This window comes from Alkalicoccobacillus porphyridii, from assembly GCF_007293315.1.
GTDB lineage: Bacteria > Bacillota > Bacilli > Bacillales > Bacillaceae_D > Alkalicoccobacillus > Alkalicoccobacillus porphyridii.
In genome coordinates, this window is record NZ_VLXZ01000014.1 from 54,576 (window position 1) to 81,267 (window position 26,692).

A 26,692-nucleotide genomic window follows, 5' to 3' on the forward strand; every position below is an offset into this window, starting at 1 on the left:
AAAAGAGCCGAACAATTAGTGTTAGACCAACACAATCATTCGACTCTTCTTTAGCTAAAATATTTAAATCCCAGGCACAATTAAAGCGTTAAACAAAAATCTCAACTTCGCCCTCTTCTCTTAACTCTTCAATGATTTCCGGGGCAGCATTGTTTGCCTGCTCATTTCTTAACTGTTCAGCTATTTCGTCACGCGTATCTTCTAAAGAAGGTGTATCCTCTTCATCTTCAACAGCGGCTGTCATCTCTTCATATCTTGCTTCAATTTCTTCATCAGTAGGCTCTTCTACCTGTGCTCGTTGTTCAATATATTTCTGTGGCTTCATGCTTTCTCTTAACTCATCTCTAAATTCGTCTACTGTTACGCCTTGCTGTGAAAGGATTTCTTCTAAGTCTTCCTCAGAACCAATTTGGTACATAGCCATTAATTGCTCAAGCTGTGCATCTGCTTCTTCATCCGTTACTTCAATTCCTTCTTCATTGGAGGCTTGAATAAGCAGCTCTGTACTCACAAGCATATCAATAGAATCTTCTTTTATCATTTCGTCCACTTCAGTTGATTCAGGGTTAGCTTCTCCACCCATCATCATCTGGTTTTGCATAGATTGTTCATATTGAGCAATAAATTCATCCTTTGTAACATCAACGCCGTTAACGGTTGCAACGACATCCGGAATTTCATCATAGTTTGTTTCCGCAGCCATATCCCCTGCAGGATCTTGTTCTGCTCCCTCTTGTTCTTGAGGCTGCTCATTTGTATCTGCTTGCTCCTCAGAATCTCCAGCGCATGCTGTTAATCCAACGGCCAGCGCAAAAGCCGATATACCAATTGTTAATTTATTGTGCATGTAGTGTTGCCCCTTTCTATCTTTCTAATCTTGAACTGTAAGGGCAGTGTAACATATGAGAGAACAACGATGAAATAAATACACCTGTTTGCTCTTAGATCAATAAGGAAATATGTAACGATTACAAATAGTTGATAGCTCTAATCCGCCTTATATGCCCGTGCTAAAAGTCTTATCCCAAAAATAACAAAAATCTTGAGAAAGCTTGGCATAGCTCCTATTAAGGTATCGAGCGGAGAAAATTCCTTGAACAGAAATCATTTATCTGATCATCTGAATAGTATTTTGATAATTCATCCAACAACCTAGGATAGTCTCCTGCATGGGATAACTGTGTTACATGCTTTGAAATTCCATCAAAATCAGAACCAAAACCAATTGACTTCTCCCCACCAATTGAACATAAATAATCGATATGACGAATGATATTAGAGAGCTCTGCATCATCACGTCCTGTCAAAAACTCCGGGAAAAAAACAATGCCCATGTATCGTTTTTGTTTAAAAAGAGCTTTCGCTTGATCATCATTTAAATTACGTGGGTGAGGACATATGGAAGCTGCATTTGAATGACTAGCTATTACATACTCACTTTCATCCATTACGTCCCAAAACCCTCGCTCACTTAAATGGGAAACATCCGTTAATATCTTATGATCATTATGTCGTTTGACTACGCTGCGTCCAAAATCCGTTAAACCGGCACCTCTAGATTCCTTTGCCCCATCAGCGCACAGATTTGCATGATTCCATGTTAATCCAACAGATAACACACCCTGCTCGATAAGAATTTGATGCTTTTCCTCATCTGTACCCACAGCATCCATTCCTTCTAAAGTAAGAATAGCACCAATCTCATTGGCTTTTAACTCAGAAAGCTCCTCCCACGATTTCACGTGTTTTATTTCAGGATAAGGACGTACTACCTTTTGATGAAACAAACGAATTTGTTCCAGAACAGTTTGAAACGTAAGCTCTTGTTTTACAAACGGTTCAACGAACAAGGCAAAGCATTGTACTTTAATTCCGGCATGATGGAGTCGTTGTAGATTTACATCAAGCTCATCACTGTCATAGAAGGAAAGCTGAGGATTCATCCACAGCTTTAATAAGACATCACAATGAGTGTCTATCAATGGAAATTGCATATTTTTCTTCACGATTTCGCCAGCACCTTTCTTGTGGAATGTACATAAGTATAGTAATGAAAAGTGAAAGTGATTGGGGGGATAAAATAGTGAGCGATCACAAATCTGATGAGGGAAAAAGTTCATTAGGCTATCATGATGTTATGCGCTCCATCGATGATTTCTTTCACCAAACCTATCGACGATTCCAGCCCCCTCCGTTGTTCTCGCAAAGTAGCATACCCGTTCGAACAACAGATGAGGGAGACGCTTTTATTATCCAAGCGGAATTACCCGGCATAGATAAACAGCTCATTCGTCTTGAGTCGTTACCACATGCATTAGTCATACGTGTTCTAACAGAGGTGTCTTCTGAGAATCGTATTGAAAAAGAGCGCTATATATCAGTGCCTTTTGTTTATAATGAGAGCGACATTAAGGCTTCTTATCAAAACGGTTTATTACACATTACCATCCAACGCAAACGGCAACAAATTTCAATTGAATAAAAGGAGTGACGATTCTTGCAGCGGCCATATTTTGATCGTAGGCAGCCCAATTCTCCAAGAATGCACCAGCAGCACCCTTATTACCAGAGAACGGAAGGCACTAGAAGAATGCGTAGGCCTAATCCATCCATGCCACCGTATATGCAGCAGCCACCTTCTGCTTCAAAAACCGGCTTCATCAAAAAAGCCTTTACATCAGAGGATGGCAAATTTGATGTTACTAGGACGGCCCAGACCGTAGATCAAGTGATTAAAACTGTACAACAAGTATCACCCTATGTTCGTAAGGTAGGTTCCTTCTTTATTAAATAGCTTTATTTTAAGTTAAGTCCATATGCCAGTGTTTGATTATTATTAGTCAGCTTTAAACCCTGGGTGGATTTATAGTCTATCGTGAGTTGCGGGCCGATTTCTTCGCTCGCTTTTTTGTTATAAATAAAGCTTAGGTTACCGATCACTACCTCTTCGTCCTGTTCAGGATCAAGGGTATCCTCCTGTAAAAAAAACTCAATCATGGTACTGCACTCATAGGTGTCGCGAGCAACCACTCGAATCGATTCTATATTCTTGTTTTCTAAATAGTGTTTTGCTTCCTCTGTTACCGTAATATTCACGATATCACACCCCTTTTTCCTTACATTAGATCATTTTGTTCAAATAAGTATTCATACGGAATATCCATAAACATATATAATGTATCTGATATTGGATAAGCAAATGTTCGAATTTGCTCATCTCTTTCAATGTCTGTATATAAATCTGAGAGGATCCCTTTTTTCTCCACATTCATCCGAACGATATTTTCTAGAAAGTAAGGTCTCCAGCTCCAGTTTTTGTTTAAGCCTTCTGCATTTTGCTGCCAGAAGCCTTCTTCATCCTTTTCCACATTTGAGGTTTGCTGAAACCCTTCTTCATTACATACATAGATTCGGAATACGTATTGGCTCAGTTTTTTGGCGATGGATAAAATCATTTCATCCAAGCTGAGCTCTGGTTTCACTTGTTTCATCGTGGAACGCAAGGCATTGCTTAATTCATTTGAGAGTTCTAGTTGTGCTTGAACCTTTTTTCGTTCGTATGTGATAAAGTGTTGAAAGTCCTTTTGCATTCGCTCTCTGCATACATCCTCAGGTACAAAATCCTTTGCTGAAGGCAGGAGATACGACCCTTGATAATAACGAGCTCCATTACGCCAAGCATAATTAAGTTGATTAAACGTTGTGATGCCATCAAATAATAGCGTTGCTCCAATTTTTCTTGATAGCATTGCAAGCGACTGATGGACATCTCCGTATAATTGAGGCAAGGAATCTTGATTTAAAAATGATACATTTACTCGAATTACATTGGGATGGAGCTTGGCGATTTGATCAAGCTGCGTACTACTTTGACCAAAATTATCAATACCGATTCGAATGCCCAAGCTCTGCAGATAGGTTAACACATGCTTTATCTCATGATAATACGTATGCACATCTTTTTCATTTAATCCAAGAATGAACTGTTTATAAGATAGAAGACCTTCTTCAATGTAGGGTTCGATTCTTTTAAGAAAACTCTCACCCGCATCCTTCTCTAATTGCCTTGTGTCATAGTTAAAATAGATAGCCCCTTTAAATTGAGAAGCCGTGAAATAATCAAGGGCAAGCATTTGCAAATGATCATCCAACTCATGTCGATATTCAGAAGGGATGCTCTTATCTGAAAAGAACCAACCAAGACGTATCACCTCATCAGGTGTAATGAGTCTTGCCACCACCTCATAGCCAACAACGATCTGTTTTTCCGCACTAAAAATAGGTAAATAATATGGTTTAACCTGCTCTTTCGCCATCATGATATCTAACGGATCCATGTCTTGGACACCTCCTTGCAAACATCCATATTCAGTATAGCATATGAGTGGCTTATCTCAGGAGAGGAAACGCTTAGCATACTTTGCCGTGAGAGTAGGCTGTTCTTCGGGTATAAGATGTCCTGTGTGACTTAAAACAGCTAACGTAGAATGCGCCAGATCGCGCTTAAGCTTGTACGCAGTGGAGACGGGAATAAGTGGATCCTCGTTCCCCCACATTATGAGCGTCTTTTGTTGAACGTTCTTAAGATCTTGTTCTTCCATATCACCTTCTCTTTGACGTATTAAACAAATAAGCGCTTCGTAAAATGACAATTCTTTAAATGGCCGACCATAGCTTTCCACCATAGATTGAGATATAGATCGTTTAGAATACATCAGTTGCTCAATAAAAGAACGACAGTCTTGCTTTCTGCCCCATTTGTGAAATATCCCTGCTAAAAAAGGGAGAAATGATGCATAGTACACTTCTTTTCTTACTCGGTGAAAATAAACAGATGGTGCTAGGAGAATCAGTGACTCAACAAGCTCGGGGTAATCATGTGCCGTGCGTAACGCTATTTGTCCTCCCATTGAATGTCCAATCAATGTTACACCTTTCAGGTTATATATCTTAATTAATTCAGCTACTAATGCTGCATAATTTTTTAATTCATAGCGAAATGTTTTAGGTTTACTACTAAGACCAAATCCAGGTAAATCTAAACAAATGATATCCAGTGATGGTGAAAAATGAGGAATGAGCTTATGGAAGCTATAACTTGATGAAAGAAATCCATGAATACATACTAAAGTAGGTTGGTTCAAGACTTGTCTCTTACTTTCCCAGCGCTCTACATATACATGTGTGCCCTGTAAGTATAAGGTCGTTTTTCTGCAGATTCGTTTCACATGCGTTTCTCCTTTCAACCTTTTTGTTAGGGTTTCCGGATACGCATGTGCCTACTCGCTTATATATATGAAAAAGACATACCAGCTCTGCGCCCGTATGTCTTTACAGCAACTATGATAAATCATAAGGTGTTTCTTGATATACATAATAATTCAACCAATTTGTAAATAATAAATTGGAATGAGCACGCCACCGTAGGGCTGGTGGTACACTCTGATCATTATTTGGAAAGTAATTAATCGGAGGATCAATTCGTTCACCCCGGCTGATATCACGCTTATATTCTTCATCGAGGGTTGTCACATCATATTCAGAATGACCCGTCACAAATATATGCTTTCCATCCTTAGAAGCAACCAAATAAAGACCGGCATCATTAGAAGTGCTTAGAATATCGAGTTCTTCTACTTTTTGAACATCCTCCGTACGCGTTTCCGTATGTCTTGAGTGAGGAGCAAAAAAGATATCATCAAAACCGCGTAAGAGCTTAATTGGTTTTGGATTAACACCATGCTCAAATACACCAAATAATTTATGATCTAGAGGGTATTTAGGTATTCCATAATGGTGATAGAGTCCTGCTTGTGCCCCCCAACAAATATGTAAGGTAGAAGTTACATTATCCTTACTCCAGTCCATAATCCACTGCAGCTCTTCCCAATAATCAACTTCTTCAAAGTGTAATTGTTCAACAGGCGCTCCAGTAATAATCATTCCGTCAAATTTACGTTTTTTGATTTCATCAATTGTTTTATAGAAAGACCGTAAATGCTCATGGGGTGTGTTTTTTGAAACATGAGTAGACGGGTACAAAAAAGAAACCTCTAATTGCAAAGGTGAATTACTTAAAAGTCTAAGAATCTGAGTCTCGGTCGTTTCTTTAATTGGCATTAAGTTTAAAATAACGATGGATAAGGGTCGAATATCCTGACTATAGGCTCTGCTTTCATCCATAATAAAGATATTCTCTGCGTTTAAGGTCTCTCTAGCTGGCAGATTATCCGGTATTTTTATTGGCATGTCTCTATCCCTCCCAAACAACTAAAAACACGATTCTATTTGCATATTCTTGGATCAATTTAGTAAATAACGTATCATGAATACCATAGATCTGCAATGAAAGCTAGAAAGGAGTTTAAGTCCATGGATAAACTACGTATAGAATGGTATTACAAACTACCTAAAAGAAGCCATACCTATTGGATGAAAACAGAATTACTATCTGTCCATGAAGCTTTGCTTCTTGAAGAGGATCTGATACGCACCGGAAGAGCAAGCTCGATCGAGTTCTATGATGAACAAGATAAAGAATGGACAAAAAAAGAAATACACTCTTATCTAAAAGCAATGGAAACAGAGCCTCACGAAATCGAGGCTTATATTGACGGTGGTTATGAGATTGCATCAAGACGCGCGGGGTTAGGCATTGTTGTTTACTACAAACAAAGTGGGCAAAGCTTTCGTTACCGGGTGAACGAGCAATTTGATTTTATTTCTAATAACAATGAAGCTGAATTTGCTGCATTGGGGTTCCTGTTAAAGGTATGTGAGGAGATTGGCATTCATCATCAGCGTATGATAATTAAAACAGACTCAAAGAACTTATACCATCAGGCCTCAGGCGAATGGCCATGCTATGAAAAAGAACTTAGCGATTGGCTTGACCGCGTAGATGCTTCTGTTCAAAAGCTAGGTCTCACTCCACAGTATGAGCTTATTAGTAGAGAGCAAAATAAAGAGGCTGATCGATTAGCCACACAAGCTCTAGAGTCCATAGACATACAGGGGATAAAAGAGAGCACAAACAGATCGTGAGGATATAAAAGAGCCAACATATTGTGCACACAATCTGTTGGCTCTTCTTGTCATTAAAACACTAATAAAAACATATGAGATAGATTTCATCAAGCCTGTTGATTACGATGGCTTAACTCAGTCATGATTTGATTGGCGTAATGGTTCGAAAGTCGCGTGTGACCAAGAGGCTCCTGTTTCCGACCATAGGTTTCATGGTGGAAGTCAGAGCCGCCAGAACGCATAATGACTTTTCCGGTTAGCTGCTCTGCTTCACGACAAAGGTCTTCAAAAGTGGTTTTATCATGAGCGTCATGGTCTCGGTGGTAAACCTCTATGCCATCCATACCCCAATCTGTGATCCAATGAATGATTTCGTGATTGAGTCCATAATAACCTGGATGAGCTACAATGGATAATCCTCCTACCTCATGTGTCCAGTCAATAGCTTCCTTTACTGTCATTTCACGTTCTTTTTCCACATAGCAAGGCTTGCCTTCTGCAAGATACGAATCAAAGGCTTCAGCAACTGTTTGCACCACGCCGTACTTTACCAAAACTTTTGCAATATGAGGTCTGCCAATACTTCCAGATCCAGCTTCTTGTAATACATCCCCAGGTTTAATATTTATACCTAGTGCAGCGAACTTTTGAGTGATCACATTCATTCGCTTCTCTCTCAATTCACGTTGGTGTCTCAACATCTCCTGGAAAGATGTATGGTTTACATCTACTCCCAGCCCAAGCATATGAACGCTTTTTTTATTGTAAACACAAGAAAACTCAATGCCCGGCACCACAGCTATGCCTAATTTTTCACCTTGCTGAATAGCTTCAGCTACTCCATCAACCGTATCGTGGTCCGTGAGTGCAATTTGCGTTAAACCAACATTATGGCATTTCTCAACAAGCTCAGCGGGTGAATACCCACCATCGGAAGCAGTGGAATGCATATGAAAATCACTAGTTGCTATTTCTGGTTGCATCATCCTAACTCCCCCTTAAAGCAACTCGTCTTATTTCTTCCACCATGTATCATAAATTGTCGCAGGAAGCTCACGCTTATGCTCCGTTTTGTCATATCTGGCTTCCAAATTTTCTGCTACAGATGGGTCGATCTCTTTTCCTTCTAGATAGTCATCAATTTGTTCATAGGTCATGCCCAAAGCTTCTTCATCAGGTACACCTGGTTTATCTTCTTCTAAGTCAGCGGTTGGTGCTTTAGTGTACAAATGTTCAGGAGCACCTAATTCCTTTAACAATTGCTTTCCTTGGCGTTTAGTTAAACCAAATAATGGCGTTAAATCACATGCTCCATCTCCGAACTTTGTGAAGAAGCCTGTTACTGCCTCCGCTGAATGGTCGGTACCAAGTACAAGGCATCCAAAATGCGCACCTAAATCATATTGAACCTTCATACGCTCACGTGCTTTTATATTGCCTTTAAGGAAGTCGGAAATTGGCTCGCCAATAGCTTTCTCAAAACTAGAAGCTGACGCATCCACAGCTGGTTTGATATTCACAGTATGTGTTTTGGAAGGTTCTATAAACTGAACCGCATCCCGAGCGTCCGCTTCATCCTTTTGCTCTCCATGAGGCAAACGCACAGCATGAAAGGCATAGCCCTCCTCCGGATATTGTTCATTTAGCTCGTTAATGGCTAGCTGGGCCAATCTTCCGAGCAAGGTAGAATCTTGCCCACCCGATATACCTAGTACAAATCCCTTTGCTTTACTTTGAACAAGATAATCTTTAATGAATTGCTTACGAATTTGTATTTCCTCTGCCACATCAATGACAGGTTTTGTCTGTAAAGCCTCAATAATTTCCTTTTGTTTACTCTTCATCTGTGATCGCCTCCTGAAAATAGGTCTACATTTTATTCGTAATACAAATACAGAGTTTACTTCTTATCTCTGTTGCCCAAATTGGTTAATTGTTCGAGCTTTTGTTCACGTTTCAATATTCTTTGTTGCCATTCTCCAAAAAGGTCAAAGTGAGGAAATCGCTCGTGCTTATGAATCCATTCTTTTTTTAATCCGTATTGCTCTCCCCAGTTTGCCAATCTGTCTACATCTGTGCAGGCAACCTTAGTTACTGACGTACAGCCAGGAAAACGCTCATCCAACCAATAATGTGTTAAAAACGCAATGTCACCATTAGCAGCAGTATTCTTCCATTCATTTAATTGTTTTCTGTTAATGCCAAATGCCATTTCTACTCCTCTTTCACTTTCATCTCTTCATATTTGGCAAACCATTCAGGAAATATCTTTTTAAATGCTGCTGGCTTAAAGGTCTCTTTGTTAACAATAATATGCGTGGTCGTTCCCTCCACACATACCTCATCGTGTTGGTTTACGATACTGTACCCGTAGACGGTTCTTAACCCATCGTTTTTGGCAATCCATGTTACAACGGTAGCCAGATCACCGTATCGAATAGGCTTTTTGTACGTAGCTTGAACGTCATAGACAGGTGCATAATACCCTTGCTCTTCCATAGCTACATAGCTGAAGCCAATATCTTCAATTAACCCGGTTCGTCCAAGCTCAAAGTACTTTAAATAGTTAGCGTGGTAGACAACACCCATCATATCCGTATCTGCATATAAAAGCTGAATCGACCGTTTGCTCTGGTAACTCACTGAACGAACTCTCCTTTTATCACAACTTCTTCTAATGTTCTCTCTGGTTAATTATAACATAATGCTTATCCATCACAACGAATTCACGTTGAGACTGAGGAGAGAACGTCCTCCTCATTAATTTCCTGTAGCATTTGTACTGTAGGCGATAAACTAGCTGAGATTCTTAATGCCTGTTGCTGGATCATTTGCTCAAATAATGTACGCACAAACCTTCCGTTACCAGGGTGACCCTCTTCGGGAAGAACTTGATTCATTACAGTCTTAGCTTCATTCGTAAACGTATACCCGTTCTGATTCGCTAACTGAAGTAACATTTCTGTTAATTCCATGTGATTGTAATCATCAAATAGCAAATGTTTGCGAAAACGAGAGCGTAATCCCGGGTTCATGGATAGTAGCTTTTCCATCTCGTTTTTATAGCCTGAAAGCACAATCACAAGATTCTCATTGTGAATCGTCATCGCTTCTACTAGCGTGTTAATTGCCTCCTGACCATAGTCTGCTCCCTTTTTCTGATACAAAGCATAGGCTTCATCTATAAACAGCACACCACCAAGTGCATCCTTCACCACTTCTTTGGTTTTTATGGCCGTTTGACCGACATAGCCTGAAACTAAATCAGCCCGGCCAACTCGGACGAGATGCCCCCTTTTTAATAGTCCTATTTCCTTAAGGGCCTGAGCATAGATGGCTGCCACCGTCGTTTTTCCTGTTCCAGGTGAACCACTAAAGATAGTATGAAGCTGTAACGGCATAGCTTGAAGACTTTGTTCCCTGCGTAAACGCTGTACCTCTGCATAGGCAGTCAATTGGGTCAGCTCATCCTTTACACGTTTAAGACCAATTAAATCATTTAACTTGGTGATGGCTGTTCGCTTTTCTGCTGGCAATGTTTTTTGAAAATGCCTGTCTTCTAATAAAACAAAGTCCGCGTTATTAAGCTCATGCACACTTTCTGAAGCTCCCTTTTCAAAAATGGCTTCAAGAACGATATTCTGTACGGTTCTTGCATTCCCAAACGATTGATCAACCTGTGCTACCTCAATGTTTTCACGTAGGGCAGCTAGTCCTTTTTCTGTCAGGATAAAATCATTCTCAATCGCCATTTGCTCGCTTATTTGTACTAAGTCATCCAGACTATAATCAGGCAGATGTAAATGATTTTGCTCAGGAAAACGACTTCTTAATCCGGGATTTGAACGCAAAAAGCTTCGCATTTCTTCGGGGTAACCAGCCATAATCACTGCAAAGGTGCCAGCGTATTGTCCACTGGTCATTGCAGAAACCAGTGTATCAATAACCGTTTGCCCATAATCATTACCCGCCGCATCTGCCCGTTTTAAGCTGTAGGCTTCATCTATAAAAAGAACACCACCTGATGCTCTTTCAATTGCTTGTAACGTTTGTTCTTCTGTTTGGCCAACATAACCGGCAACTAACTGTGAGCGATCTACCTCCCAAACAGATTCTTGTGAGAGTAATCCTAGCTCGTAATAAATTTTGGCGAGTAATCTAGCTATTGTTGTTTTTCCAGTGCCAGGATTACCCGTCAGAATCATATTGACGTTCATTCCATCCTTCGTCTTATATCCAAGTCTTTCCCGCTGCTTTTGATAGGAAAGAAAATGATAAAGCTTTTGCACACGTTCCTTTACTTCTTGAAGACCAACCATGTGTGATAGCTGATGAAGTGCGGACTTTTCTTGCCTACTCCCTGTTAATTGCTCCAGTTGGTTAAGCCATTTGAGTTGTATTCGTTTACTCTCTTCAACAGCCGCTTTAAGTTCGTTAAATTGTGAAGCCGAATAATAGACCCCTTCTAAAGAATGGGCATACGCTTCAGTAGCTTTAGCAATGCGTAAAAATGGATCGTGAAATCCTTTAAATAACTTCCATAACTCTTGAGCATCCTTGAGCTTTTCTGTCGATGAGGATTCCGTTTGATTGTTTATATTTTTAAATAATGCACTTAGCTTTTCCTCAGAGCGAAAATATTGTTCCGCCAGATGATAATACTTTTCCGCTAACTGTTTTTTGGTCGTTCCGTGATCCGTTTCACGTATAGGTGGATATTCTTCTGGGATTTCTGCACCGTGCATAGCATCTAGAAATCGTTCAATTAAAATATACTGTACCATTTGATGATCAGCATCATAATCAGTAGCTTCTTCAATCCAGTTTATAGTTAAAGCATCCATTTTACCAAGTCGCTGATATCTAGCATAGGCAAGCCGTGCTATCCCCTCTGCATATAACTGACTTTCAGCTTGCTTTTGTTCTTGATTCCACTGGGATAATATTCGCCACAACCTAGTCTCATCTAGTACTGCACGATTAGTTTGTATGTCTTCCATCCAGCTTTTTAGCTCCTGCACGGATACCTTTGATTGCAGCATATGATTCACTCCTATACGTCCATTTCCCCTCCACTATAGCAGAAATCGTGTTCCCGCTAAAGAATTTGGTTATTTCATATGTATAAACAAATCATCCATTCCCTGCTACAGAAAATGGATGATTTGCCTGTTGTCAGCCTTTAGGTGGTACATAATCAGGCTGCTGATTTGATTTTGTGTTCATCTTTTTACCTTTGTTCGAATCGGATTCTCTCGGTTGAGTCCCAAGGTGGTCAGGACGGAACTGCTGTCCTCTTTGATTTGGCTTACTCATAGGTCACCTCCTAACCATTGTCCGGTTAGGATTTGCCTATCTTAAAGAAACTATCCGATCACGAGTCATCCTTATCATTGTTTCGTTTACGGTTTTTAAGCAGTTGCTCCAGTGCATCAAGAATTTCTTCTTGGGATGCATTCGTCCGTTGATTGGTATCACGAATCTCATGTTCGTCTTCAGACGAGTCGGCCTGATTCTCAAGCTTCAATTGCTCTTCTTTTTGTTTATTCTTTCGTTCGGAGATGCCAGCTGTATCTGTCACTTCATAGAATTCTCCTTCAATTGTTATATACTTCTTCTTTTTTCTAGTCTCACTATCCAAAAGGCTATACACAACTGGGATGACAAACAGTGTTAAGATTGTACCACTTATTAATCCTCCAATAATGGCGATGGCCATTGGTTGCTGGAATTCAGCCCCTTCTCCAAATGCTAAAGCAAGTGGAATCATTCCTAAAATTGTGGTGGCTGAAGTCATAATAATTGGTCTTGTTCGTAGTTGAACAGACTCAACTAATGCGTCATGCGTTGATAAACCACGAGCTTTAAGTTGATTTACAAAATCGAGCATAACAATACCGTTGTTCACCACTATCCCTAATAGGATGATGAGTCCAATGAAGGCCGTTATTCCTATAGCCGTTTGTGTGACAACCAGAGCAATCGCTAGACCGATTACCACTAAAGGTACAGTAAACATGATGATAAATGGTAGCTTTAATGACTCAAATTGTGCAGCCATGATCAGGTAAATGAAGATAGCCGCTAAGACAATGGCTAAAATCATGTTGTTAATTGAGTCATCTAAAATCTCACGTTCTCCACCATAGGTGAACGTTGTACTTTCATCTAACTCAAGATCTGCTACAATGTCATCTACCGTAGCCGTAATACCACTCAACGTATTGGCAGCCGCATACGTTACTGTAAATTCAACAGCCCCTTCTTGATTAAGTCTTTGGATAGACGCTGGACTTTCTCCTTCTTCAACTTCTGCTACTTCATTTAATTCAACGTACTCTCCTTCTGTATTAAGTAAGGAAAGCTGTTCAATATCTGAAACTGTTTCTGTCGCTTCTGATTCAAGTTGTACGATCACATCTAAAAATTCATTATCTTCTTCAATAACCGTTGCCGTTTCGCCACGAGTTGCCGCATTCACCTGCTGAGCAATCTCTGCTGGAGTCAATAAGTTCTCTCTTGCCGCGTCTTTGTCAATATCAATCACGATTTCAGGAACTTGCTCTTCAATACTTAGTTCTACATCACGAATAGATTGCTCGTCATTTAGTTCTTGCTCTAACTCATCTGCTTGTTCATATAATCTTTCTTGATTACTATCAGTGATTGTAAATTGCAGCGTATTGGCTTCCCCACCTAATGCAGCAGATGCCGTATATGCTCGAACCTCAGCATCATCATCAGCTCGCTCAAGATCTCGTTCAATCGATTCAACAAAATCTGCCGTACTGATTGTCCGGTCCTCGTGCGGTAACATAGAGACCGTAATCTCCGCTGTATAGCTAGAATCACTGCCCCCCATCATTTGATTGTCACCAGAACCCGCTGTACTGACGTAATCTTCAATTTCCTGATAATCTTCTAAGACATCCTCAACAGACTGAACAGCCTCTTGAGTTCGATCGAGACTTGTTCCAGGCTCCATCTCAATGTCGATCGTAAAGCTTCCTTGGTCACTATCTGGTATTAATTCCGTGCCTACTGTTGTTAAGCCAAGTATACCAACCACCAAAAGTACAAATGTGGTAAGCAATACAATAAAGCGATGTTTTAAAACCCAAATAGTTGAGCCTCGTAGCCACTTCATAGTGGAAGAAGAACGCCTTTTTTCTTCCGTAGACTCTTTAGGTGTCCGTAAAAGTCTACTTGCAAGCATCGGCACAACGGTTAAAGCAACTAATAAAGAAGCTAATAAACTGAACGAAACCGTGTATGCTAATTCTCTAAACAAATCACCGATAATTCCGCTTATAAACACAATTGGTAAAAAGACTGAGATCGTTGTGAGTGTCGATGCAATAATTGCTCCGCTCACTTCTTTTGTTCCGTCAAATGCCGCTTGTTTAGGCTCTTTTTTCATTGATAGATGCCTGTATATATTCTCTATAACAACAATGGCATTATCAACAAGCATTCCAATCCCTAGTGCTAATCCTCCCAGACTCATAATATTTAAGCCAATATCAGCAAAAAACATAAAGCCAAAGGTTACAATAACTGAGAATGGAATAGCAATACCTACGATAAATGGCGTTTTAAGATTACGCAGGAAAAATAGTAGGACAGCCATTGCTAAAAGTCCACCAATTACCATCGCGCTCGTTACACTATTAATGGACGCTATTATAAAGTCTCCCTCATCATATAAAATGGAGGCTTCAAGCTCTTCGTATTCTTCTTCTTGAAGAAGCTCATCTAATCGATCATTTACAGCGTTAGATATTTGAACTGTGTTGGCGCCAGACTCAGGCATAATGCTTAGTTGAATAGCCTCCTGCTGGTTTGCTCGTGATATGACTTCCTGGTCTTCTGTTTGCACATTAACGGAGGCCACATCACTTAAGGCAATATCATCTCCTGTATCTGATAAGCCTACTACTAGGTTCTCTAAGTCTTCTACGTTATTTAACTCACTTATCACCCGTGTTGTTAAGCTTAAATCATCGCGAATAACGGTTCCCCCTGGAAGGGAAATATCATTTGCCTGGATGGCAGATACAATGTCGCTCTGACTTAGATTCGCATCCTCTAATTCATCTGGATTCAGTGATACTAATATTTCCTCAGATAAACTGCCACTCTCTCCAACGCTCGCTACACCTGGCACTTTAAGGATTTCATCTTCAAGATCTCTCACATCATCTTGAAAGTCAATTAGATCCGCATTGGAGGTAACAGCCATTTGAATCATTGGCATCATAGACGGATCAAACTTAACAAAGGTTGGTTCATTTGCATCATCAGGAAGATTGGCACTTCGTATAGTGTTGATAATATCTAATTCAACATCATCGATATTTGTGGTCCAATCAAATTCCAAAATAATCATAGAGGTTCCCTCAGTTGAATTTGAGGTCATATTATTTAAGCCTGAGGTAGTGGCCAATTGGCGCTCTAATGGTATGGTCACTGTATCCTCTATCTCGCCTGGGTTCACATCACTGTAACTAGTAATAACCGCACCTACTGGCGGATTAATTTCAGGAAACAGCTGAAGGGGCAATCGAGTAATGGATACAACCCCGATAATAATAAAGAGTACCATTCCCACAATTGTGAAAATGGGTCTTCTAATTGAAAAATTGATCATATGTATTGTTCCTCCATCTTCCATATTAGATTATAGGTTCATTATGTAAGGTAAAACTGAATAACATTCCTTTCTTTTCCCTATTATCTCATGGAAGAAACCATGAATCCGTGACTATTGTATGAACAAAGTAGCTGGGACAGAACTACAAAGAACTATTTCTTTCTGATAAAAAGACGAACGATGTAACTGCTGTAGAATGGACCGCCATGTGCCGTCCTTTAGAAGTCGAACTTTATTCCTCTCACTTGCTACATCCTTCATGTTAAAATCAACTTCTTATGTAGGAAAGTTACGTAGACTCTGCGTGAGTCATCTCTCATATCCTTGATGCCCGCCACTCAGCGAGCCGACGAAAATGGAGGGCCGACACCTGCGGGATGAAAAGGTTCAATGAGCTAAATCGACGGAGTCGAGTTATCTCATTACCTTCCCGCGGTAAGCGTGCCCCCATTTTCGGGAGCGGCAGCGATATACTTACACTCAGATATCCTCCAATTCCTCCATGTACTGATGCAAGCGGAGTGTATTTCTGAAGTTACACTATCCTCGTTTGTACAATAAAAAAGCTGAACAATGAACGGAGAAAACTCCAACATTCTTCAGCTTTTAGATTAGTAATAATTCTTTTGTCTTAGTATGTTTGTTAAGACTTTTTATTTCATTTTAACAGAATCCTAAACAATTAGTGTAATAAAACCGCTCCCGGTATGGAGGGCACGCTATCCGGGGGCGGGCGTTGAACTAATCTTGGTTTGACGCCAATCTCAATTCAACCCAGCCCGTCCATCCCGTCAGCTATATTAGAGAATCTCAAAGAAACTCCAATACCTTATTATATTTTACTATTTGTTATGCCAATTTCTCACGAAGGACCATTGGTAGGATTCCGCCGTGACGGTAGTAATCTACGTCAACGTCACTGTCGAAACGAACAAGTGCTTCGAATGTTGTTACGTTGCCTTCTTCATCTGTTGCGGTAACTGTAACAAAGTCACGTGGTTTTACTTCGTTGGTAATATCAACGTTAATTGATTCTTTACCTGTTAGACCAAGTGATTCAGCTGATTCTCCATCTTTAAATTGCAATGGTAGAACACCCATTAATACTAGGTTACTACGGTGAATACGCTCATAGCTTTCGGCAATCACTGTTTTGATACCTAGTAGGTTTGTTCCTTTAGCAGCCCAGTCTCTAGAGCTTCCCATTCCATAGTCTTTACCAGCTAGAATGGCAAGTCCAGTTTGACTCTCTTTATACTTCATAGCAGCATCATAAATGGCCATCACTTCACCTGTTGGCCAGTATGTTGTGAAGCCACCTTCAGTACCTGGTGCCACTTCGTTTCTGATACGAATGTTTGCAAATGTTCCACGCATCATCACTTCATGGTGTCCACGGCGAGAACCGTAAGAGTTAAAGTTACGAGGCTCCACACCTTTATCGATAAGGTATTTCCCTGCTGGTGTTGTTTTTCCAATTGCTCCAGCTGGTGAAATATGGTCTGTTGTAACAGAATCACCAAATTTACAGATAACACGCAAATCATTAAGTGATTCTACAGTGCCCGGCTCTTGAGTTAATCCTTCAAAATAAGGAGGATCTGCGATGTACGTAGAATTCTCATTCCATTTGTAAAGAGAATCATCCGTTGTTTCAATTTCATTCCAACGCTGGTTCGCTGTAAATACATCCGCATACTGTTCTTTAAACAATTCCGGAGTAACAGTATCAGCTACTACTTGCTTCACTTCGTCCGTTGACGGCCAGATATCCTTGAAGAATACATCATTACCATCCTTGTCTTTACCAAGTGGATCGTTTTTCAGATCAACATCAACTGTTCCAGCTAATGCATAGGCAACAACAAGTGGTGGTGATGCAAGGTAGTTAGCCTTAACTAGTGGGTGGATACGCCCTTCAAAGTTACGGTTACCCGATAATACAGATGTAACTGTTAGATCGTTAGAAGAGATTGCTTCTTCAATCTCAGGCTCAAGTGGCCCCGAGTTCCCAATACATGTCGTACAGCCATATCCTACATTGTTAAAGCCTAAAGTATCCATATAGGACTGTAAGCCTGCTTTAGCTAAGTAGCCAGTTACTACCTTTGAACCTGGAGCAAGAGATGTTTTCACATACTCTGGAACCGTTAAGCCAAGCTCAACAGCTTTTTTAGCAACAAGTCCAGCGCCTAGCATAACAAAAGGATTGGATGTATTTGTACAGCTTGTGATCGCTGCAATCGCAATCGAACCTGTTTTCATACTTGTCGTACGTCCATCTTTATATTCTACATCTACAACCTTGTTGAATTCTTTTTTATCCAACCCAAGCCCTTGAGTACCAGATGGCGCTACAACAGCCTTATGGAACTGTGATTGCATGTCATTAAGCTCGATCAAATCCTGCGGACGTTTTGGTCCAGATAGATTTGCTTCGATCTTAGACAGGTCAATTTCAACAACTTCTGTATACGTTGGGTCTGGCGTTTCACCCGGCACGTAGAATAATCCGTTTGCTTTATTATAATCTTCAACAAGCTTAATTTGTTTTTCGTCGCGACCTGTAAGTCTTAGATAATCTAATGACTCACTGTCTACTGGGAAAAATCCACATGTTGCCCCATACTCTGGCGCCATGTTTGAAATAGTAGCACGGTCAGCAAGTGGCATTTCAGCAAGACCTGGTCCAAAATACTCAACAAATTTTCCAACTACTTTTTTCTCACGAAGAACCTGAGTAACCTTTAATGCAATATCCGTCGCTGTTGTTCCACTTGGAAGCTTCCCAACAAATTTAACTCCAACTACTTCTGGTACTGGGAAGTATGAAGGCTGACCAAGCATTCCTGCTTCAGCTTCAATTCCGCCTACACCCCAACCAAGTACACCAATCCCGTTGATCATTGTTGTATGGGAGTCCGTACCAACTAGTGTATCAGGGAAAGTAACTGTTTCATCTCCGACTTTAACAGCTTGGACAACGCTTGCTAGATACTCAAGATTCACCTGGTGTACGATACCTGTTGCAGGTGGTACTGCCTGATAGTTATCAAACGCCTTTTTTGCCCAGTTTAAGAACTCATAACGTTCTTCATTACGTTCGAATTCTAAATTCATATTATAAGTAAGTGAATCATCTGTACCGAATTTATCAACCTGTACAGAGTGATCAATAACTAAATCAACTGGAATTTCCGGGTTGATTTGAGCTGGATCTCCACCCATTTTAGCCATTGCCTGTCTTAAGGCAGCTAAGTCAACAACAGCAGGTACTCCCGTGAAATCTTGTAGAATCACTCGAGCTGGTTTAAATGGAACATCAATTTCCTGTTGATCAGACGTACCCCATTTTGCTAAATTTTCGACATGTTCCTTCTTAATCACATAGTCGTCATACTGGCGTAGTACAGATTCAAGCAATACTCTTACTGAAAACGGAAGCTTGCTTATTTGGCCTAGTCCTGCCTTTTCAAGAGCATCAAGCGCATAATAGTGATACGTTTCTCCCTCGCTCTGAAAGGTTGAACGTGCATTAAAAACATCATTACTTTTTGACATGTTAGACCCTCCTTCTCAAAACTATCTTACCTTAGATCGACAATATTGTCTAAATGAGTGACCTATGTAGAAAGCGCTTTAAATAAAACGGTTTCGTCCCCCTTAACTAGAATAGCAAAAAAAGGACCGTTTAGAAACCATTTTTCAAGCAAATACTTATTTGAGAAAGTGAGACATTTGAACAAAAGGAGGAAGCATCTTGACTCAACGTCATAAGGAAAAAGGTAAAGGCAATACGGGAAGAGCTAACAACCCAGGACAACCTGAACCGTTAAAGGGTTCAAAAAAAGTTAAAAAAGCAAATCATGTGAGCCAAACCAATGGTGAGGGATAAAGACATTCAGTAAACGGGCTATATGAATGTCCAAAAGTTAATCAGCGCATATAGTGTACCATCCGTACTATAAGGAGGTGCTCTATATGAGTGGCTACGATAATGGATTTGCTTTAATTGTGGTGCTTTTCATCTTACTAGTTATTGTTGGTGCAAGCTGGTGTAAATAATTCACCATAACTATAAATAAACGAGAGGAATGCGAAATCAAACGCACCCTCTCGTTATCTGTGTACTGGTATAATTAAATGAATGTGGTCTTATTTAGACCATCCAGGCTCATATGTATAGACCGTAATGCCATGATGGCGAGCTCTTCCTCGGAAATGTGCCACATCCTCAGCTTTCATTAGAATTTCCCTAAATACCAAAAAATCTTGTTTTTCTACAACGATTTCACTCTGTTGCCCTGATCTTACATTCTCTAACCCTATCCTTGCTTGTTCTTCCGTCATTTTTTTCACCTAATTCTGTGTTATTCTATTCATATCTTAGTAGAGGATGTGATATCATGCAACTAACCTATCATGTGAATGCTCCAGTAACTGCCGAAGAGGTAGTGGATGTTTTTCGTTCTTCCGGTATTAAACGGCCTATTGATCAAGTAGATAGAATTGAAAGAATGCTTGTGGCCAGCCAATTACTAATATCTGCCCGAGATCATGATAAATTAGTTGGCATTGCACGTTCGTTAACTGATTTTTGCTACTGCTGTTATCTATCAGATCTAGCCGTTTCAGCTGAATACCAAAAAGCAGGTGTAGGAAAATCCTTAATTGATAAAACCCGAGAAGAAATTGGAGACGAATGTAGCTTGATTTTATTATCTGCACCAGATGCAATGGAATATTATCCTAAAATAGGTTTCCATCAAGCTCATCATGGTTTTTATATTCCTAGAAAACAATAAAGAATAATAGAGTCTATGCTTATGTGTTAATTAGTTCTGACTCTTCGGCTGCCGTTCCCGTGGAAAGCGGAGATTTCTCCTGTAGCGTTGCGACCGAGTTCATTTCTAGAATACTTTTTCAGTGACCTCCATTTTCGCTCGCTATATTTACTCAATCATAAGGGTTTCACCTAAAGAATACATAAAAATGATTTAGAAGGGATGCAAGAATATTATGTCCGACTGGTTTATATGGTTTATCATTTTATGGACGATCTTTTTGATTACCATCATGTTTATTGGCGGATACTTTATGTTCCGGAAATTTTTAAAGCGCCTTCCAAAGGATGATGGGAAATCAATTCTTGATTGGCAGGACTATTACATCGAACAAGCTCTTCCTTTATGGGGAGATCACCAAAAGAAATTATTAAATGAATTAGTAGAGCCTGTGCCTGAACTTTTTCGTGATGTAGCCAAAGGAAAAATTGCGGGGAAAATTAGTCAGCTTGCCTTGGAAGAAGACGCATCATCTATATCAGAACCACACATTATTAAAGGATACATTTTGGCGACTCCAAAACGCGATCATAAATTTTTAATTAAGAAGCTTAATCAAAAGCAAATTGATCTTACTCCGTATAAGCATTTATTTGACTCTACTTCCTAAGTATATAAATCGCAATTTCGCCGCTAACTATATAAACCGAGTTTACTGGAGAAGGGACGTCATCCTGATGACCACTAACTTGTATGAAATTATTGAAAAAAAACGACAGCAATTAAATCAAGCCTCTCACTCAAAGGAACTGAGTTCATCCGCTGTCTTAAAAATCAGTCAAGAGTTGGACAGGCTATTAAATCAATATGACAAGGAAATAAAGAGGTTGGGCCATTACTAAAAGAATTAGATGTAGTCCCGCCTCTCCCGTTTTAACAGAGAAGAGTCGAATGAGTGTGGTTTCACACTCATTCGACTCTTTTTGTCGTTGAAACACATATTTAATATTCGTACGAAACGGCTTCAGATCCCTTCTGCAGCTCATACATATTCTTGTACAGTCCTTGTGCTCTTATCAATTCTTCGTGTGTACCTGACTCGACAATCTCACCCTGGTGCATAACTATGATTCGATTGGCATCCTTTATGGTAGATAGCCTATGGGCAATAGCAATTGTTGTTCGGTTGGTCTGCATCCTCTGCAACGCTTTTTGAATAAGCTCTTCTGATTCGGTATCAATATTTGCTGTAGCTTCATCCAAGACAAGGATGCTAGGTTTGTGTGCCATCGTTCTCGCAAAGGATATCAGCTGTCGCTGGCCGCTTGATAAGGTTGAGCCTCTTTCGCTTATTTCTGTTTGTTCCTTAAGTGGAAGCTTTTCTATAAATTGATTGGCTCCGACTAAGGCTGCAGCTTCCCTAGCCGCCTCTTCAGATACAGTATGCCTGTCTAACGTGATATTACTCTTGATGGTTCCACTATAAAGAAATGAATCCTGCAGGACTAATCCAACATTATTTCGTAACTCTTCATTTGAAAAAGAAGATAATGACTTTCCATCAATCAAAATTTCACCTTTTTGGGGCTCATAGAATCTCATTAATAGGTTAATAATTGAGCTTTTTCCACTTCCGCTATGTCCTACTAATGCAAGTGTTTCTCCTTGATTCACTTTAAAGGAGATATTTTTAAGTACATCTGTTTTTTGATCATAGGAAAACGTAACATTCTTAAATTCAACTGTTCCTATATTTATTTGTGTGTTCTCTTCCCCCTTTTTCCGAGGGGCATATTCTTGATGATCCATTAAAAGAAAAACTCTCCCCGCCGAAACAATGGCCTGCTGATACATAGAAAGGCGCATCATAATTTGATTCACCGGTTCAAAGAATCGATCCAAATAACTGATAAATGCATAAAGTACCCCAATTTCAATCGTGGTTTGTAACGATTGTAAGCCAAAATAACTTAAAACAACAACAAGTGCTGCTATGGCAAGAATATCAACCATCGGCCTTAGTAATAGCCCATCGACCTTCATTGCTTTTAAGCCTGCAGCCATATGAGAATCATTTACTTCAGCAAATTCCTTCCGTAATCGTTTTTCCTGCCTAAACATTTGCACTATAGTCATCCCTTGAATGGATTCATTCATCTTTCCGTTTAAATGACTTAATTTACCGCTTAAATCCGCATAGAACTTTGCACTCATTTTTCTGTACAGACTCATAAGCAAAAGTATGAGAGGTAAAAAGATTAAACAATACAATGCTAACGTTGCATTTAAATAAAACATAGCGACAAATGTCCCCAGAAGAAAAAGGAAGTTTTGTACAAACACAGCGAGTACGCTTAGGTATAAGTCTTTAATCGATTCAGTATCATTGGTTATTCTCGAGATTAGACCACCCGTCGGAGTGTTGTCAAAAAAAGACAAACCTAATTTTTGAACATTTTTAAATACATCCATTCGTAGCGATTGAATAATCTTGAGGGCCATTTCCTGGAACATGTAGCCTTGAATATAGGAAATCACAACCGCACAAATATGTAGAATGATATAAGCTGATGCTAACCAGATGATTGGAGAAACTGGAAACTGCCCTGGAGTAAGGTAATCATCAATAAATATCTTAACAAGTATGGGACCAAGCAGTTCAGCACCTGTAGCAGCAAACAACAAGAGAAGAGCTAAAATAAGCTTATATTTGTGGGGTTTTATATAGCTTAAAAGTCGAAAGAGGATACGCCTCTGTTCATTACCTGATAGTACTCGATCCTCGTGCTTCAAGCGTCTCTCCCCCCTTTTTCAACTAAATGCTCAAGCTGTTGCTGGTTATACATCCTGCTGTACCAGCCATCCAGTGACATTAAATCATTGTGATTACCTTGCTCTATGATCTCCCCATTTTCTAAAACGATAATACATTCAGCATGATGAATGGCACTTAATCGATGAGCCGTAATAATGTTGGTTTGGCCTCGTCTATGCTCTTTCAGCTTGCCGAGTATGTATTCCTCTGTAGCCGCATCTACAGCAGAAAGTGAATCATCCAGTATCAAAATCTCAGGATCAGCTAACAATGCTCTTGCAATAGATAATCGTTGCTTTTGCCCTCCCGATAATGTTACCCCTCGCTCCCCAACTACTGTATCGTAGCTATCATTAAATTGAATAATATCCTGATGGATGCCAGCCAATTGACATGCATGAATGACTTGTTCCATAGATGCATTCGGCTTAGCAAAAGCAACATTATCTGCTATCGTTGTGGAAAAAAGAAAATGATCTTGTGGAACTACACCAAATGTTTGCTTCAGTCGATTTAACGTAAGCTGTTCAATTGGACGATGGCCAAATATTATAGTGCCATCTGTTAACTCATATTCACGTAGCAATAAACGAAGTAGACTTGATTTCCCACTGCCCGTCTTACCAACGATTCCTAGCGTTTTTCCTTCTTTAATGGTTAAATCAATTTGTTGTAAGACTACTGAGGATGTCCCAGGATATTGAAACATAGGTATTGACACATGAATGTCTCCGGAGATGGGTTCATCAATGGCTTCTTCTACTTCTACAATATCCTGTTTCTCAGAGAGTAGCTTTTGAATTCGATCATAGGATGCACGTCCACGCTCAATTGTGTTAAAGAACATGCCAAAAGCTAACATTGGCCAGATTAACAAACCTAGGTATACAGTAAAACTCGTTAGCTCGCCAATCGTGAGATCTCCAGAAACCACATACCTGGCACCAAATGCCACCGCCAAAAAATAACAGACGCCAACAATAAAAGAAATAGTTGGTGAAAACAAAGCATCAACCTTCGCAACCCTCATGTTTTTCCCTACAACTTCGAGAGATTTAAGACGGAACTTTTCTGTATCTGCCTTTTCTTGACCAAATGCTTTTGTCACTCTCACTCCACTAATCACACCTTGCACATTATCATTCAATTCAGAAAATGCACCCTGTGCCGCATGAAATCGCTTATGTAACATCCCGCCATATATGTTGGTTAATATCGCCATGAAGGGCATAGGTGTTAGCGTAATTAAGGTTAGCTTCCAATCAATAACAATCGCCATTGTTAACACCACAAACCCACCCATTGTGATTGAATCCACAATGGTTAACACACCCTGACCAGCCGTCATTTGCACAGCTCGTATGTCGTTTGTCCCATGAGCCATAAGGTCTCCAGTACGATAGCGCTGGTAGAATGGACTCGACATCCTCGTGAAATGCTCATATAACTGATTTCTTAACGTTCTCGCCAAACGAATGGAAGCTCCAAAGATCATAATTCTCCAGACATAACGTAACCCATATGTAATAATTCCTACAGCCATTAATAATAGAATCCAGCCAAACAAGCTTTCTGTTGTTAACGTCCCATCATAAATTTGATCAACGACCCGTCCTATAACATAGGGAGGGACTAAAACAAGTAATGAAACAAGAATAAGGACAAGAATGCCAACAATATACGCTTTCTTCTCCTGCTTAAAAAACCACCATAAATCACGATACACCCTCATCCTCGTATCCCCTTAAAGCAGAAAACACCTCTATTGAGGTGCTTGCATCATTTATTTAGTTTGCTGCTTCTGCATGGCTTTCATCATTTGATTAATCTTTTTCTGAGATGGATTTTGACCCATCTGCATCATCATTACACGGAGCATTTGCTCATTAATAGGCGGGTTCTTTTTAAGATAAGACATCATCGTTCTACGTGCGATAAAAAATCCGATAGCAAGCCCCGCAAGAACTGCTACAGTGTAACCAATAATATGAATCCACATTCGGTGAACGTCCTCCTTCAAGCTAAATCAAACGCTCGGATCTAGTCCGAACATACTTGTCCATTATATCTCATTATGACGCGCTTTAAAAGGTATGCTTTTTATAAATCAGAGGATCATTTAAAAGGCTTGTGCTTTTTTTAGAGGTCCAAGCCAACCGAATCGATGCTGCCCTACGTTCACAGCAAAAAAATGTGAATCCAGCTCTTTTAATCGTTCAAACAATCTCGTTTCAACCTCCATTTTTCCAAAGGCAGTCACCAATAAATAGTGATCTCTGAGTTTCACATCAATCCAGCTTTCTGATGGTGGATGCGCCATTCGAAAAGTAGAAATGTTAATTTGATCACTGTTTAAATAATGATCCTCTTTAGATAATATTTTGGTTAAATGTTTAACAGGTAAAGGCTTTGTAATAAATTCAACTTGTTTCGTTAGGAGCGGTTTTAATGCAAGATTTGCTTGAAATCGTTCACAAAACAAATTAAATAGCTTTATTTCCTGTCCATAATAACGCTGAACAATATCCTCTTCTAGTAGATATAACTGATAGCTCCTCATGTGAACGCCTCCTATATATCAAATATTGGACTTATTATACATAGGTTGCGTTAAAAAGGCTGTTTCTTCGTGTCGAACAAGAAGTCGAGTGTTGTCTTATTAATAAAAAGAGACGCTCAACTAGTGAACGTCTCTCAGACAGTAGACAAAGTCTTTTTAATTGAGATGAGTCTATAGTTATTTTGTAATAAAAACGTAGCCATTATAGTGTGCCCCGAAATCGCTCCCTGGATGGCCAGCACGCTTTCCGAGGGTGGGCGTTGAACTAAACTGGCTGGCGCAGTGTAATTCAACCCTGCCCTTTTCGCCCTTCGGAGTCGGCCGGCCATCCCGTCCGCTGTGTAAGTGGACAAAAGTGATGTAGCCTTCTCTTCTCTCAATTTTACGTCATATAATAGATCTTGATGTGGCCATCGAAAAAAGTCATCTAGAACTAAGCCCATTTGCACCGCTAAAGGAGAAAAACTCCCTTTCCATGGGCACGGCCTTAGCCCTTGAAGTGGACGTGCGACATCTCAATGTCGTCTGCCTCGTGCTTCCCGTGGGAGTCTTCGTTTTCCCCTTCCGCTCATGTTCCCGATCAGACAATTGACCAACATTCCAATTTAAGTGAATTGGCTGCGCTTGCTGGCTTCCGCGCACACACTCCGCTTTTTCGCGCAGCACATGATGATTATCGCGCATTTTCTGTTTTTTCGCTCACTGGCTTGATATTTCCGCGCATGACCCGATGTTTTTCGCGCATTTTCATTCTTTTCGCGCATCCCCTATCTTTTTGGTAGTGACCCCTAAAAGTTAGAGTTTTTGTTATGCAGTTGTTTGGTTGGTTTGAGTTCGGTATTGTACCGGACTTA

General features: G+C 40.0%; 28 protein-coding genes. 8 read left to right on the forward strand and 20 right to left on the reverse strand.

The window, feature by feature from the left end; genetic code table 11:
* Positions 1–88: 88 nt before the first annotated feature.
* Positions 89–847 (reverse strand): SurA N-terminal domain-containing protein, encoded by a 759-nt coding sequence (locus FN960_RS17880; protein ID WP_143850230.1) that lies wholly within the window; start codon positions 845–847, stop codon positions 89–91.
* A gap of 220 nt (positions 848–1,067) precedes the next feature.
* Positions 1,068–2,006 (reverse strand): dipeptidase, encoded by a 939-nt coding sequence (locus tag FN960_RS17885; protein WP_260682055.1) that lies wholly within the window; start codon positions 2,004–2,006, stop codon positions 1,068–1,070.
* A 77-nt stretch (positions 2,007–2,083) separates the two neighbouring features.
* On the opposite strand from FN960_RS17885, the gene FN960_RS17890 reads away from it, so the two are divergent.
* Positions 2,084–2,482 carry an Hsp20/alpha crystallin family protein gene (locus FN960_RS17890; protein WP_185971096.1) on the forward strand — a complete coding sequence of 133 codons (399 nt, stop codon included), beginning with the start codon at positions 2,084–2,086 and terminating at the stop codon, positions 2,480–2,482.
* A 15-nt stretch (positions 2,483–2,497) separates the two neighbouring features.
* Positions 2,498–2,794 carry a YppG family protein gene (locus FN960_RS17895; RefSeq protein WP_143850232.1) on the forward strand — a complete coding sequence of 99 codons (297 nt, stop codon included), beginning with the start codon at positions 2,498–2,500 and terminating at the stop codon, positions 2,792–2,794.
* Positions 2,795–2,796: 2 nt separating this feature from the next.
* Here the strand turns inward: FN960_RS17895 and FN960_RS17900 are convergent, their stop codons facing one another.
* The 4 genes from FN960_RS17900 to metA form a co-directional block, all read right to left on the reverse strand.
* Positions 2,797–3,096 carry an iron-sulfur cluster biosynthesis family protein gene (locus tag FN960_RS17900; protein WP_260682056.1) on the reverse strand — a complete coding sequence of 100 codons (300 nt, stop codon included), beginning with the start codon at positions 3,094–3,096 and terminating at the stop codon, positions 2,797–2,799.
* A 20-nt stretch (positions 3,097–3,116) separates the two neighbouring features.
* Positions 3,117–4,337 carry an EAL domain-containing protein gene (locus tag FN960_RS17905; RefSeq protein WP_143850233.1) on the reverse strand — a complete coding sequence of 407 codons (1,221 nt, stop codon included), beginning with the start codon at positions 4,335–4,337 and terminating at the stop codon, positions 3,117–3,119.
* Positions 4,338–4,394: 57 nt separating this feature from the next.
* Entirely contained in the window at positions 4,395–5,228 is an 834-nt protein-coding gene (locus FN960_RS17910) for an alpha/beta fold hydrolase (protein WP_185971097.1), read from the reverse strand.
* Positions 5,229–5,340: 112 nt separating this feature from the next.
* Positions 5,341–6,249, reverse strand: coding sequence for a homoserine O-acetyltransferase MetA (gene metA / locus FN960_RS17915; protein ID WP_143850235.1), 909 nt, complete (start codon positions 6,247–6,249; stop codon positions 5,341–5,343).
* A gap of 123 nt (positions 6,250–6,372) precedes the next feature.
* On the opposite strand from metA, the gene FN960_RS17920 reads away from it, so the two are divergent.
* Positions 6,373–7,044 carry a reverse transcriptase-like protein gene (locus tag FN960_RS17920; protein ID WP_185971098.1) on the forward strand — a complete coding sequence of 224 codons (672 nt, stop codon included), beginning with the start codon at positions 6,373–6,375 and terminating at the stop codon, positions 7,042–7,044.
* Between the two features lie 89 nt (positions 7,045–7,133).
* On the opposite strand, the gene FN960_RS17925 is transcribed toward FN960_RS17920, so the two are convergent.
* The 8 genes from FN960_RS17925 to acnA all read right to left on the reverse strand — a co-directional run bounded on the left by FN960_RS17925 (position 7,134) and on the right by acnA (position 19,240).
* Entirely contained in the window at positions 7,134–8,012 is an 879-nt protein-coding gene (locus FN960_RS17925; RefSeq protein ID WP_260682057.1) for a PHP domain-containing protein, read from the reverse strand.
* Positions 8,013–8,039: 27 nt separating this feature from the next.
* Positions 8,040–8,870, reverse strand: coding sequence for an NAD(+) synthase (gene nadE / locus FN960_RS17930; protein WP_143850237.1), 831 nt, complete (start codon positions 8,868–8,870; stop codon positions 8,040–8,042).
* Between the two features lie 56 nt (positions 8,871–8,926).
* Positions 8,927–9,238, reverse strand: a complete 312-nt coding sequence (locus FN960_RS17935) for a hypothetical protein (protein WP_143850238.1) — start codon at positions 9,236–9,238, stop codon at positions 8,927–8,929.
* Between the two features lie 2 nt (positions 9,239–9,240).
* Positions 9,241–9,669, reverse strand: a complete 429-nt coding sequence (locus tag FN960_RS17940; RefSeq protein ID WP_143850239.1) for an acyl-CoA thioesterase — start codon at positions 9,667–9,669, stop codon at positions 9,241–9,243.
* 83 nt (positions 9,670–9,752) lie between these two features.
* Complete coding sequence (locus tag FN960_RS17945; protein WP_143850240.1) at positions 9,753–12,068, reverse strand: AAA family ATPase; 2,316 nt, start codon at positions 12,066–12,068, stop codon at positions 9,753–9,755.
* Between the two features lie 133 nt (positions 12,069–12,201).
* Positions 12,202–12,342, reverse strand: coding sequence for an acid-soluble spore protein N (locus tag FN960_RS17950; RefSeq protein ID WP_143850241.1), 141 nt, complete (start codon positions 12,340–12,342; stop codon positions 12,202–12,204).
* A gap of 58 nt (positions 12,343–12,400) precedes the next feature.
* Positions 12,401–15,676 (reverse strand): efflux RND transporter permease subunit, encoded by a 3,276-nt coding sequence (locus tag FN960_RS17955; RefSeq protein ID WP_143850242.1) that lies wholly within the window; start codon positions 15,674–15,676, stop codon positions 12,401–12,403.
* Between the two features lie 852 nt (positions 15,677–16,528).
* Positions 16,529–19,240, reverse strand: a complete 2,712-nt coding sequence (gene acnA / locus FN960_RS17960) for an aconitate hydratase AcnA (protein ID WP_143850243.1) — start codon at positions 19,238–19,240, stop codon at positions 16,529–16,531.
* A gap of 199 nt (positions 19,241–19,439) precedes the next feature.
* On the opposite strand from acnA, the gene FN960_RS17965 reads away from it, so the two are divergent.
* Both FN960_RS17965 and FN960_RS17970 read left to right on the forward strand, forming a co-directional pair.
* Positions 19,440–19,574, forward strand: coding sequence for a small acid-soluble spore protein P (locus FN960_RS17965; protein WP_143850244.1), 135 nt, complete (start codon positions 19,440–19,442; stop codon positions 19,572–19,574).
* 86 nt (positions 19,575–19,660) lie between these two features.
* Complete coding sequence (locus tag FN960_RS17970; RefSeq protein ID WP_143850260.1) at positions 19,661–19,744, forward strand: YjcZ family sporulation protein; 84 nt, start codon at positions 19,661–19,663, stop codon at positions 19,742–19,744.
* Between the two features lie 90 nt (positions 19,745–19,834).
* Here FN960_RS17970 and ykzS read toward each other — a convergent pair whose 3' ends face one another.
* Positions 19,835–20,029, reverse strand: coding sequence for a protein YkzS (gene ykzS / locus FN960_RS17975; RefSeq protein ID WP_143850245.1), 195 nt, complete (start codon positions 20,027–20,029; stop codon positions 19,835–19,837).
* A gap of 56 nt (positions 20,030–20,085) precedes the next feature.
* On the opposite strand from ykzS, the gene FN960_RS17980 reads away from it, so the two are divergent.
* From FN960_RS17980 to FN960_RS17990, 3 genes are all read left to right on the forward strand, one after another.
* Positions 20,086–20,484: a GNAT family N-acetyltransferase gene (locus FN960_RS17980; protein WP_143850246.1), complete on the forward strand. Its 399-nt coding sequence runs from the start codon at positions 20,086–20,088 to the stop codon at positions 20,482–20,484.
* Positions 20,485–20,698: 214 nt separating this feature from the next.
* Complete coding sequence (locus FN960_RS17985; RefSeq protein ID WP_185971099.1) at positions 20,699–21,133, forward strand: DUF2621 domain-containing protein; 435 nt, start codon at positions 20,699–20,701, stop codon at positions 21,131–21,133.
* 67 nt (positions 21,134–21,200) lie between these two features.
* On the forward strand, positions 21,201–21,365 hold the full coding sequence (locus FN960_RS17990) for an aspartyl-phosphate phosphatase Spo0E family protein (RefSeq protein WP_143850248.1): 165 nt from the start codon (positions 21,201–21,203) through the stop codon (positions 21,363–21,365).
* A 100-nt stretch (positions 21,366–21,465) separates the two neighbouring features.
* Here the strand turns inward: FN960_RS17990 and FN960_RS17995 are convergent, their stop codons facing one another.
* The 5 genes from FN960_RS17995 to FN960_RS23040 form a co-directional block, all read right to left on the reverse strand.
* Positions 21,466–23,256, reverse strand: a complete 1,791-nt coding sequence (locus FN960_RS17995) for an ABC transporter ATP-binding protein (protein WP_143850249.1) — start codon at positions 23,254–23,256, stop codon at positions 21,466–21,468.
* A complete protein-coding gene (locus FN960_RS18000) occupies positions 23,253–25,010 on the reverse strand; it encodes an ABC transporter transmembrane domain-containing protein (protein WP_143850250.1) in 1,758 nt (585 codons plus the stop codon). Before FN960_RS18000 ends, FN960_RS17995 begins: the two co-directional genes overlap by 4 nt.
* A 51-nt stretch (positions 25,011–25,061) precedes the next feature.
* Positions 25,062–25,277, reverse strand: a complete 216-nt coding sequence (locus FN960_RS18005) for a YneF family protein (protein WP_143850251.1) — start codon at positions 25,275–25,277, stop codon at positions 25,062–25,064.
* A 120-nt stretch (positions 25,278–25,397) separates the two neighbouring features.
* Positions 25,398–25,838, reverse strand: a complete 441-nt coding sequence (gene sirA / locus FN960_RS18010) for a sporulation inhibitor of replication protein SirA (RefSeq protein WP_143850252.1) — start codon at positions 25,836–25,838, stop codon at positions 25,398–25,400.
* Between the two features lie 673 nt (positions 25,839–26,511).
* Positions 26,512–26,692: hypothetical protein (locus FN960_RS23040; RefSeq protein ID WP_221936817.1), on the reverse strand; the 181-nt coding region annotated here is incomplete at its 5' end.

Excerpts from the sequence above, each read along its gene's own strand:
- acnA (WP_143850243.1), bottom strand. The coding sequence starts at position 19,240 with ATGTCAAAAAGTAATGATGTTTTTAATGCACGTTCAACCTTTCAGAGC.
- FN960_RS17950 (WP_143850241.1), bottom strand. The coding sequence starts at position 12,342 with ATGAGTAAGCCAAATCAAAGAGGACAGCAGTTCCGTCCTGACCACCTT.
- FN960_RS17945 (WP_143850240.1), bottom strand. The coding sequence starts at position 12,068 with ATGCTGCAATCAAAGGTATCCGTGCAGGAGCTAAAAAGCTGGATGGAA.
- metA (WP_143850235.1), bottom strand. The coding sequence starts at position 6,249 with ATGCCAATAAAAATACCGGATAATCTGCCAGCTAGAGAGACCTTAAAC.
- ykzS (WP_143850245.1), bottom strand. The coding sequence starts at position 20,029 with ATGACGGAAGAACAAGCAAGGATAGGGTTAGAGAATGTAAGATCAGGG.
- FN960_RS17935 (WP_143850238.1), bottom strand. The coding sequence starts at position 9,238 with ATGGCATTTGGCATTAACAGAAAACAATTAAATGAATGGAAGAATACT.
- FN960_RS17925 (WP_260682057.1), bottom strand. The coding sequence starts at position 8,012 with ATGATGCAACCAGAAATAGCAACTAGTGATTTTCATATGCATTCCACT.
- FN960_RS17955 (WP_143850242.1), bottom strand. The coding sequence starts at position 15,676 with ATGATCAATTTTTCAATTAGAAGACCCATTTTCACAATTGTGGGAATG.
- FN960_RS17920 (WP_185971098.1), top strand. The coding sequence starts at position 6,373 with ATGGATAAACTACGTATAGAATGGTATTACAAACTACCTAAAAGAAGC.
- FN960_RS17880 (WP_143850230.1), bottom strand. The coding sequence starts at position 847 with ATGCACAATAAATTAACAATTGGTATATCGGCTTTTGCGCTGGCCGTT.
- FN960_RS18000 (WP_143850250.1), bottom strand. The coding sequence starts at position 25,010 with ATGAGGGTGTATCGTGATTTATGGTGGTTTTTTAAGCAGGAGAAGAAA.
- nadE (WP_143850237.1), bottom strand. The coding sequence starts at position 8,870 with ATGAAGAGTAAACAAAAGGAAATTATTGAGGCTTTACAGACAAAACCT.
- sirA (WP_143850252.1), bottom strand. The coding sequence starts at position 25,838 with ATGAGGAGCTATCAGTTATATCTACTAGAAGAGGATATTGTTCAGCGT.
- FN960_RS17905 (WP_143850233.1), bottom strand. The coding sequence starts at position 4,337 with ATGGATCCGTTAGATATCATGATGGCGAAAGAGCAGGTTAAACCATAT.
- FN960_RS18005 (WP_143850251.1), bottom strand. The coding sequence starts at position 25,277 with ATGTGGATTCATATTATTGGTTACACTGTAGCAGTTCTTGCGGGGCTT.
- FN960_RS17970 (WP_143850260.1), top strand. The coding sequence starts at position 19,661 with ATGAGTGGCTACGATAATGGATTTGCTTTAATTGTGGTGCTTTTCATC.
- FN960_RS17980 (WP_143850246.1), top strand. The coding sequence starts at position 20,086 with ATGCAACTAACCTATCATGTGAATGCTCCAGTAACTGCCGAAGAGGTA.
- FN960_RS17990 (WP_143850248.1), top strand. The coding sequence starts at position 21,201 with ATGACCACTAACTTGTATGAAATTATTGAAAAAAAACGACAGCAATTA.
- FN960_RS17985 (WP_185971099.1), top strand. The coding sequence starts at position 20,699 with ATGTCCGACTGGTTTATATGGTTTATCATTTTATGGACGATCTTTTTG.